This window comes from Paenarthrobacter sp. NPDC089714 (assembly GCF_044748905.1).
Taxonomy (GTDB): Bacteria; Actinomycetota; Actinomycetes; order Actinomycetales; family Micrococcaceae; genus Arthrobacter.
In genome coordinates, this window is the sequence record NZ_JBIVGX010000031.1 from 1 (window position 1) to 9259 (window position 9259).

The window sequence follows — 9259 nt, forward strand, 5'->3', positions numbered from 1 at the left end:
CCGCCGCCGGGCCGCCGCGGGGCGGGGCCGCCCCCCCGCCCCGCGCCCCCCCCCCCCCCCCCACCGGGGGGGTGGTGGTGTTTTATTGCCACCCCACCCCCCCCCCACAACTGCGACCTACTTGGGTGACCACCTACGAAAGGCAACTTGTGACCGCAACGCCAACCCTGCCGCCGTCGGGCCTGACCGTGCTCAGCCTGCCCATGGACGATCCCCGCGTCCGCCCGCTCCTGGACGAGCTCGCCGTCGAATACGACACCCGCTATGGCGACCTGTTCAGCAGCGAAGGGGCCTCGGAGGAACTGAACCGCTACCCTGCCGAGGAATTTGCCGCACCGCACGGAGCGCTCCTCATCATCCAGGAGAACGGCGAATCCATTGCCGGGGGCGCCTTCCGCCGCTACGACCATGACACCGCGGAACTCAAGCGAATCTGGACCCACTCGGCCCACCGGCGCCGGGGACTGGCCCGGCGTGTGCTCGCTGAACTCGAGGCTGAGGCCCTCCGCCGCGGTTACTCCAAGCTGTACCTGACCACCGGACCCCGCCAGCCGGAGGCCAAGAACCTGTACCTCGCCACGGGCTACACGGCACTGTTCGACCTCACGGCCGACCCCGAGGAAATCATGCATTTGGCATTCAGCAAGGATCTTGTCCCGCGCAGCTAAGCTATGCGCATGGCCACGAAAACCACTGCTGAAAAACTCGCCACCATCCAGCAGGGGTACACCCTGCAAGGCGCCACGATTGAGCTGGGTGCCGCGATTGTGGACGGCGAAGTCCACAAAGAAGCCCAGGTCCGGCTCCCCCTTGCCATGATGAACCGGCACGGCCTGGTGGCCGGTGCAACGGGTACGGGCAAGACCGTCACGCTGCACATGATCGCCGAACAGCTCTCGACGGCGGGCGTTCCGGTGTTCCTCGCCGATATCAAGGGCGACCTCTCCGGATTGGCGACGGCGGGAACCGCCAGCGAGAAGCTGACGGCGCGCACATCTGCGCTGGGCCAGGAGTGGTCCGCCAGGAACTTTCCCGTGGAGTTCCTTTGCCTGGGCGGAGACGGCAACGGCATTCCGGTGCGCGCCACCATCACCTCGTTCGGGCCCATCCTGCTCTCCCGCATCATGGACCTCAACGACACCCAGGAATCCAGCCTCCAGCTCATCTTCCACTTCGCGGACAAGAACAACCTGGAGCTCATCGACCTTAAGGACCTGCGGGCCGTCATCCAGTTCCTCACCTCGGATGAGGGAAAAGCCGAACTCGCGGACCTGGGCGGCCTGTCCAAGGCCACGGCAGGCGTGATCCTCCGCGAGCTCGTTGGCCTTGAAGCACAGGGCATGGAAAAGTTCTTCGGGGAGCCCGAGTTCGATACCGCCGAGCTCCTCCGCACCGCTCCCGATGGCCGCGGCGTCATCAGCTGTTTGGAACTCCCCACCCTCCAGACCAAGCCCCTGCTGTTCTCTACGTTCCTTATGTGGCTCCTCGCGGATCTGTTCGAGGACCTTCCCGAGGCCGGCGACCTGGACAAGCCAAAGCTCGTGTTCTTCCTGGACGAGGCACACCTGCTCTTCAACGGCGCTTCCAAGGCCTTCCTCGACGCCATCACCACCACGGTTCGGCTTATCCGTTCCAAGGGCGTGGGCATCTTCTTCGTGACACAGACGCCCAAGGACGTGCCCGCGGATGTCCTCGGCCAGCTCGCCAACCGAGTGCAGCATGCCCTGCGCGCCTTCACCCCGGAGGACGCCAAGGCTTTGAAGGCCACGGTGTCCACCTTCCCGGTCAGCGACTACGACCTCGAAGAGACCCTCACCTCGGCCGGCATCGGCGAGGCCGTCATCACGGTCATGAACGAGAAGGGCGCGCCCACTCCCGTGGCCTTGACCCGGCTGCGCGCGCCCGAGTCCGTCATGGGTCCCAGCGCGGACGACCTTGTCCGGAGCACCGTGGCGGCTTCATCGCTCCTGGCCAAATACGGCACGGCAGTGGACAACGTGTCAGCCTACGAGAAGCTGAACGGTGCGGCGCCCGTGCCCACGGGATCGCCCGCACCGGGGCAACCTCCCGTGCCCGCGTCCTCCGGTTCGTCTGGCGGCTCCCCTGCCGATATTGACGCCGAGGCCCGCCGCATCGAGGAAGAGATCCTCGGCCGGCCCAGTTCCCGTCCCGCCCCTGCGCCGTCGTCCTACCCCGCCCCTTCGGCTCCCGCCCCTTCGGCTCCCGCGCCTGTCCCCGCACCCGCGCCCTCGGACCCGGGCGTGTTCGGGGACCTCGCCGGAGCCCTCGGCGGTGCCTTGGGTGGCGGCCTGAAGAACATGGTCCGATCCATGGGAACCCAATTGGGCCGCGACCTGATCCGCGGCGTGTTTGGCACATCGTCACGGCGGCGCCGGTAGCTTTGCTCCTGCCTGAACCACGACGGCGGGTGCCCGGCCCGCGTGCGCCGGTCGCCGCCGTCGTGCGTCCGTATGGCGTTCTTGCTAAGTCACCTTACAGTCTTCCTGCGCGGCTATTGGCGCCACGGCAGGTAACGTAAAGGGCGTGCAGGTGAGTCAAGCATTGGTCAAGACCGCAGCCGGATGGCTGCTCGGTCTGATGCTTGCTGCCGCCGGCGCGATCGTCTGCATCAATCTGGTGAGCAACTCCGTGGCCAGTCCGCAGCAGCCCGTACGGGAGTACCTCGAGGCGCTGCAGAAGGGCGAAGGCGAGCAGGCCCTGGGCTTATTGCGCGCCAAGGTACCCAACGCGAACGCCGCCATGCTGGACGGAACGGCCCTGCAAACCGCCGCGTCCGCCCTTTCGGACGTCAAGATCGGCAACGCCGAATCCAGGAATGGCAACCGTGTGGCAGTTCCCGTGGACTACACCCTGGACGGCAGCCGGCTCCACACCGAGTTCCTCATGGAACGCACCGGTACGCAATGGCTGTTCTTCGGAAAATGGGCTTTCGTACCCACCACCCTGCCCACTATCGACGTCACAGTGGTCAATGCCAGCGAAGCCGCCCTGAACGGGGTTCCGGTCAACATGCCAAACGGGCACAACACGTTCGCTGTGTTCTTTCCCGGCAAATACGAGGCCAGCCTGAACGGCACCTTCTTCGAGGCACCCGCCACTTCAGCCCTCGTCTCAACCCGCGACGGCGGGCAGGCTCCCCTGAACCTCCAGACCCGCTCCACCAAGTCCATGGACGAGGCCGTCGCTGGCAAGGTCCGCGAATTCCTGGACAAGTGCGCCGCCGAAGCCACGGAGCAACAGCGGCTCCAGCCGGACTGTCCGTTCTACCACGCCAGCAACGCGCGGGTAGTGGACGGGACCATCAAATGGGAGATCACGGAGTACCCCAAGATCACTATCGAACCCTTCGGCGGGAAATGGGTGGTGGCACCCCTGAACGGCAAGGCACGGCTGACTGCCCGCGAGATCAACCTGTTCACCGGGGCAGTCAATGACCTCAACGTGGTGCATGATTTCAGTTTCACCACCCAGTTGGACACCGACGGCACCACCGTGACCGTCACACCGCTGCTCACGTTCTAGGGCTCGCGCGGGTCTCCGGGGCTTCCCGGCCTGGCTGCCTCCGGCTCGGAGGATGCCAGGCCACCCCGTCTTGCTTTGGTCTTTAGTCCATGCCCCGCAGGTCGAGGACCAGTTCTGAATCGCCATCTGCCTGGAGGACCACCGGGATGCCCCAGTCCTGCTGGTAGAGGTGGCAGGCTGCGTGGTCGGGAATCTCGCCGTCTTCAGTCTCAGGACCGTCACAGGCCGCAGCACGGGCGGTGATGTGAAGGATTCCCTCGGCCACCTCCGGGTTCAGTTCCACGGTCCTCAGGAGCCCCACGGAGGTCCCCCCACCTGACACGATGAGTTCCGGCGGGGTAGAGGAAATCTTCAACTGCGTGGGGTCGCCCCAGCGGTCGTCAAGCTTCTGGCCCGTCGGGGCCTTGAACCGGACCGTGAGATCCAGGTTCCCGGGAACCACAGGACTCTTGGGACGCTGGGTCTGCGAAGCGCCCTCGTCCACCTGCTGGGCTTCCTTGGGAATCGGAACCAGAACCAGTTGGTGCTTATTGGATTCCACCACCACCAGCAGCGGTTCCGCGTCTTGATGGTTGACCACCACTACGTCGCTGGGCTCGGCCAATCCGCGGGCCAAAGTAGACACCGTGTTGGTTGAAGGATCGTAGCGGCGCACGGCCCCGTTGTAGGTGTCCGCAATGGCAACCGAACCATCCGGCAGGACGGTCACGCCCAAGGGGTGCTGCAAGCGCGCTTCAGCCGCCTCGCCGTCACGGAAGCCAAAGTCGAACAAGCCGGTGCCGACGGCGGTTTCCACTGTCACGCCGGACTCACCCACCACCAGGCGGCGCAATGCCGAGGTTTCGGAGTCGGCCACCCAAATGTTGTCCTCCGCATCGATGGCCAGGCCGGACGACTGGGCGAACCAGGCTTCCTCGGCGGGACCGTCCAGCAGCCCCTCCAGGCCGGAGCCAGCCAGGATCGAAACGATGCCGCTGACGGGATCCACAGCGAAGATCTGGTGCGTCCCTGCCATGGCAACAACCACGCGCTGCAGCTTTTCGCTCCACACGAGGTCCCATGGCGAGGACAGGGAGACGCCGGTGCCGTGGCCAAGCACCCCAACGTCCAAGGCATCGGCAGCAAAGTCCGCCGGACCGCCGTCGTGGTGCTCCGACCAGCTGCCGGCACCCGACTCGGTGACGCGGGCCGGGCCGGCGTCGAGCAGTCGCTGAACACCGTTGCCCGCAATGGTCCGCACTTCGCCGCTGTCCAGGTTGACGCCCCGCAGGCGGTGGTTCACGGTGTCGGCAACAACAACGTCGTAGCCAAGCGTCGAGGCGAGCCCTGCAGGCAGCACCGCCACGCCCTGGGGTTCGTTGAACTGTGCGGTCCCGGCAGTGCCGTCGGCGAAGCCCTTGGTGCCCGAGCCAATCACCCGCTCCACCGTCTCAAAGTCAGGGCGCAGCTCAACCAGCCGGTGGTGTCCGGAATCGACCACCAGGTAGTTGCCGTTGTCCAACTGGGTTGCCTTCCCCGGGAAACGCAACGTGCCGGATGTCGGCTCGGGCGCCACGTAGGGGCCGTTGCCGCGGTGCAGGGTGCCCTTGGCTTCATGTTCAGCCACAAGCTCTTCCAAAAGGACCGCGAGGCCGTCGGCGTGGCCCTCGCCTGAGAGATGGGCCACGATGTAGCCCTCCGGATCAATGACAACCAGGGTGGGCCAGGCGCGGGCCGTGTAGGCCTTCCAGGTGGCCAGCTCAGGATCGTCCAGCACCGGGTGGTGGATTTCATAGCGCTCAACGGCCGAGGCCAGCGCTACCGGGTCTGCCTCGTGCTCGAACTTGGGCGAGTGCACGCCCACCGTCACCAGGACGTCGGAGTACTTTTCTTCAAGTGGCCGCAACTCGTCCAGGACGTGGAGGCAGTTGATGCAGCAGAAGGTCCAGAAGTCGAGCAGCACGATCTTGCCGCGGAGCGATTCGAGGTCGAGCGACTTGCCACCGGTATTGAGCCAGCCCCGGCCCTCCAGCTCAGAGGCGCGGACCCGGAGTTGGGTGCGTACGGTTTCGCTCATCAGCGTCCTTCCAGCTTGGTGTTTCGTTCAGTGTGCCCGGTCCCGGGCTCATCGCCCGTCTGGTTCCCGGCAGTGCTGCCGGGGCCGTTGGCCGCCTCGGTCCCCGGCTTGTTGCCGGCAGTGGTCCCTGGACCCGTCTGGCGGCTGGACACCTTGGCATCCCGCTCGGCCAGCCGGGCAAACATATCGTTGTAAGCACTCAGGTCGGCGTCGTTATTCCTGTCCGCCGCCCGATCGACCCTCCGGGTTTCCCGTGCATCCGAACGGGACCACATAACCGCCACTCCGATTGCCACCAGCAAGGTGGGGACCTCGCCGATGCCCCACGCAACAGCACCGCCCATTTGCTGGTCAGCGAGAGCGGACGCACCCCAGGTCCGGCCCAGGTTGCCGAAATAGTCCGCAGCGAGGAGGCCCGTGCCACCCATGATCGATACGCCGAAGAACGCGTGGAAACCCATGGTGGCCAGCAACAGGAGCAGGCGCATCGGATACGGAGCCCTGCGCGGCAAGGGGTCGCTGCCGATCATGCTCAGCACGAAAATGTAACCCGTCAACAGGAAGTGGAGGTTCATGAGCTCGTGGCCTACATGCTCACGCATGGCAAGGCCGAAGAGGTCCGAATAGTAGAACAGCACAATGGAACCGGCGAAGTTCGCGGCCGCAAACAGCGGGTGCGTCACTACCTGCGAGAAGCGTGAGTGGACAAAGAGCAGCAACCATTCGCGCAGGCCCCGCGATCCATGGGCACCCTCACCGCGGGCAGGAAGGGCGCGCAGGGCAAGCGTCACCGGGGCGCCAAGGACAAGGAAGATCGGCGCAACCATGGTCAGCGCCATGTGGTCAACCATGTGCGCAGAGAACAGCACGCGGCCGTACACGGCGGGCGGTCCGGAGGTGATGTAGGTCAGGACCACCAGGCCCACCAACCACGGGATGGTGCGCAGCACAGGCCAGGAGTCGCCGCGTTTGCGGATCTTGATGACACCCAGGATGTAGGAAACGGCGCCAAACAACGCCACGCCTACCCAGAGCCAGTCGAAACGCCACTCGGTGAGCCAGCGCTCGGGCGTGAGCTCCGGTGGCACCTCATAGCCAGACAGGATGAAAGCGGGCGAAGCATCCGGCGCATACGTGGTGGGTTGCGGCGGAGCGGAACGTCCCAGCGCCACGGCGAGTCCCGACGTCGCGCCCATCACCAAGAGCTCCACAAGAATCAGTTGCCACAACACCCTGCGGGCGGACATCGAACCATTCTTGCCCAGCTGGGGTATCACCCACTGCCGGTGCATGAAGCCGATGCCGCCCAGCACCAACGTGGCCAGGGCCTTCGCAAGAATGAGCTGGCCGTAGGAGGACCCGAAAAGATCGCCGGGATTGGTCACGCGGATGGCGGCGTTGATCACGCCCGAGGCAAAGACCAGGACGAACGCGAAACCTGCCAGGGACGAGAAGCGCCGGAGCGTCGGTTCGGTGATGTCAGCGGTTCCCGACGACCGTGAACCCGTCAGGAGACCGGACAGGACCGCAAGCATGATGATGCCGCCCACCCACGTGGACACCCCTACCAGGTGCATGCCCAGGGAGTTGATGGCGCCCTCGTGGTCGCTGGAACTTGAAGAGTGCCCAATGAGGGCTGTCGGAACCAATCCAATGAGGGCCAAAAGCAAGGTAAACGCCAGGCCAGTCAAGGACCGCACGCCAAACAAGGCCGTGGTGACAACAGCTGCGATGATGGTCACCGCAAGCCAAGCCTTGCCCGTCTCGATATCCGTCATGAAGTACACCAGGGAACGGGTGAATTCGGCGTCCCCGGAGACTCCCTGCCCTGCAACGTCGGCGTAGGTCAGGACAAGGACGGCCACCGCTGAAAGAGTCCACGCGGCGCCCGCCGCGGCCGCAACGGCCAAGGCCCGCGAAAACGCGGGGTGCTCGGGTGCCTCGGGATCATCCTTGCCACGCGTCCTGGAGGGCTTGAGGTTCTTGGGAAGGATTCCGACGGCGAAGATCAGGCCACCGATGACGGTTGCCACAGACACGTTGTGAATGGCCTTCGCGAAGGGAAGGCCCCACCGGACCAAGGCGCCGGGGTCGGAGACCTGGCGGGCTGCCGCAGCACCGGAGAAGATGAGCGCTCCGGCCAGCGTCAGGAACAGGACAGCCAGGCCCGCGAGCTGCCACGGCAAGGAAATACCCATGCCAGTGGCGCCTCCCCGCGCTCCCGGCTTGGGAACGGGAGAAGGGGCAGTGGCGGAGCTTCTGGCTAGTGGCACTTATCCATTGTCCGTTACCTGCCGCCGGGCTGCGAATCGGGAGTTTGCTGGGGAGGAGAAGTGGGCAAACATCAGATTAAAAAGCAGAAGAGGCGGCAACATCACGTTGCCGCCTCTTCCAGGCGTTCGCCGAAGTATGGTTACTTCTTCTTGGCGACAGCAGCCTTCAGCTTGGAACCAGCGGTCAGCTTGACGCTGTGGCCGGCTGCGATCTGGATGGTCTCGCCGGTCTGCGGGTTGCGGCCGGTACGAGCTGCACGGTCGGTACGCTCAACTGCGAGCCAGCCCGGGATGGTGATCTTCTCGCCTGCAGCAACAGAAGTCTCGAAAACTTCGAACAGTGCATCGAGCACGGAGTTGACGGCTGCCTGGCTGGTGCCAGCCTTGCCTGCTACCTCTGCAACGAGTTCACTACGGTTCTTAGCCATTTACGTCCTCCTGGACTAATACGTTTTTGAGCCGGCAAGCGGAACGCGAGCAAGCCACTGCTCGAAAACTTACCAGCTTGCACCGGCATGGCCAGCAAATTCCGCGTGTTTCCGCGCTTTTTTGACCAAAATCACCGGATTTTCGGGGTTTTTGGGCCTACGGGCCGGCTGTGGCGTACCCTACGGCGCGGCAACACAGTGTCCTACCCCCGCAGGGATCAGTGCAGAATGCGCTGATAGAGCACATGGTCTTGCCACTTCCCATCGATCTTCAGGTACGACGGCGCCAACCCGATCTGCTCGAATCCGCTCCGCTTCAGCACCGCTTGGGAAGCCGCATTGTGCACCAACGTGGCCGCCTGGACACGGTGCAACCCCAGCTCACTGCCGGCCATATCCAAGACCGCACCGACGGCTGCCTTGGCCAAGCCCTTGCCGGCATGAGCCGAATCAACCCAATATCCAAGGTTGGCGCTGAGGAAGGGACCACGGACGATGCCTGTCAGGGTCATGGTTCCAACGATCATGCCGGACCTGACGAGCACCCAGGGCACCTCGCGGCCGGCAGCACACTGCTGCAGCTTGCTTCGAACCGCCTTCTCCTGCCCGGAGACCGAGAAGAACGACGGCTCACGCCGAGGCTCCCACGGGGACAAGTGCTCGGCGTTCCGGACGTACGCCGCTGCCAATGCCCCGGAATCCTCCAGGACGACCGGCCGCAAATGGACCTGTTCGTTTGCAAGGAGTGCGGGGACATCGAGCGACCGGGACAGGTTCATCCGGTGACTCTATCCTGCGCGCGGGCAACCTCCCGTGCCGTTGAGGGGTCCGCGTAGCTTGTTGTGGGGCCTGTGGTGCGTGTTTTTGGTGTGTTAAAGGTGTGGAGCCCCGACCGTCGTGGTCGGGGCTCCTGTTAAGTGTTGTCCGGCGGTGTCCTACTCTCCCACACCCTCCCGGGT

The 9259-nt window shown here is 64.8% G+C and carries 7 protein-coding genes; 3 read left to right on the forward strand and 4 right to left on the reverse strand.

The genetic code is table 11. The features are described from left to right. The first annotated feature begins 149 nt into the window (after positions 1–149). The 3 genes from ACIPY3_RS22910 to ACIPY3_RS22920 all read left to right on the forward strand — a co-directional run bounded on the left by ACIPY3_RS22910 (position 150) and on the right by ACIPY3_RS22920 (position 3543). Positions 150–668: a GNAT family N-acetyltransferase gene (locus ACIPY3_RS22910; RefSeq protein WP_400337811.1), complete on the forward strand. Its 519-nt coding sequence runs from the start codon at positions 150–152 to the stop codon at positions 666–668. A gap of 9 nt (positions 669–677) precedes the next feature. Next, on the forward strand, positions 678–2399 hold the full coding sequence (locus ACIPY3_RS22915; protein WP_400337813.1) for a helicase HerA-like domain-containing protein: 1722 nt from the start codon (positions 678–680) through the stop codon (positions 2397–2399). A 115-nt stretch (positions 2400–2514) separates the two neighbouring features. Continuing rightward, entirely contained in the window at positions 2515–3543 is a 1029-nt protein-coding gene (locus ACIPY3_RS22920) for a hypothetical protein (protein ID WP_400337822.1), read from the forward strand. A gap of 82 nt (positions 3544–3625) precedes the next feature. On the opposite strand, the gene ACIPY3_RS22925 is transcribed toward ACIPY3_RS22920, so the two are convergent. The 4 genes from ACIPY3_RS22925 to ACIPY3_RS22940 form a co-directional block, all read right to left on the reverse strand. Then, the gene (locus ACIPY3_RS22925) at positions 3626–5599 is read right to left on the reverse strand and encodes an NHL domain-containing thioredoxin family protein (protein WP_400337816.1); all 1974 of its coding nucleotides are present in this window, start codon (positions 5597–5599) and stop codon (positions 3626–3628) included. Then, positions 5599–7797 carry a cytochrome c oxidase assembly protein gene (locus ACIPY3_RS22930; protein ID WP_400337819.1) on the reverse strand — a complete coding sequence of 733 codons (2199 nt, stop codon included), beginning with the start codon at positions 7795–7797 and terminating at the stop codon, positions 5599–5601. The genes ACIPY3_RS22925 and ACIPY3_RS22930 overlap by 1 nt, the downstream gene beginning before the upstream one ends. A 215-nt stretch (positions 7798–8012) precedes the next feature. Next, on the reverse strand, positions 8013–8300 hold the full coding sequence (locus tag ACIPY3_RS22935) for an HU family DNA-binding protein (RefSeq protein ID WP_011776355.1): 288 nt from the start codon (positions 8298–8300) through the stop codon (positions 8013–8015). Between the two features lie 218 nt (positions 8301–8518). Further along, positions 8519–9079 carry a GNAT family N-acetyltransferase gene (locus ACIPY3_RS22940; protein WP_400337820.1) on the reverse strand — a complete coding sequence of 187 codons (561 nt, stop codon included), beginning with the start codon at positions 9077–9079 and terminating at the stop codon, positions 8519–8521. Positions 9080–9259: the final 180 nt, after the last annotated feature.

Excerpts from the sequence above, each read along its gene's own strand:
- ACIPY3_RS22915 (WP_400337813.1), top strand. The coding sequence starts at position 678 with ATGGCCACGAAAACCACTGCTGAAAAACTCGCCACCATCCAGCAGGGG.
- ACIPY3_RS22925 (WP_400337816.1), bottom strand. The coding sequence starts at position 5,599 with ATGAGCGAAACCGTACGCACCCAACTCCGGGTCCGCGCCTCTGAGCTG.
- ACIPY3_RS22930 (WP_400337819.1), bottom strand. The coding sequence starts at position 7,797 with ATGGGTATTTCCTTGCCGTGGCAGCTCGCGGGCCTGGCTGTCCTGTTC.
- ACIPY3_RS22935 (WP_011776355.1), bottom strand. The coding sequence starts at position 8,300 with ATGGCTAAGAACCGTAGTGAACTCGTTGCAGAGGTAGCAGGCAAGGCT.
- ACIPY3_RS22940 (WP_400337820.1), bottom strand. The coding sequence starts at position 9,079 with ATGAACCTGTCCCGGTCGCTCGATGTCCCCGCACTCCTTGCAAACGAA.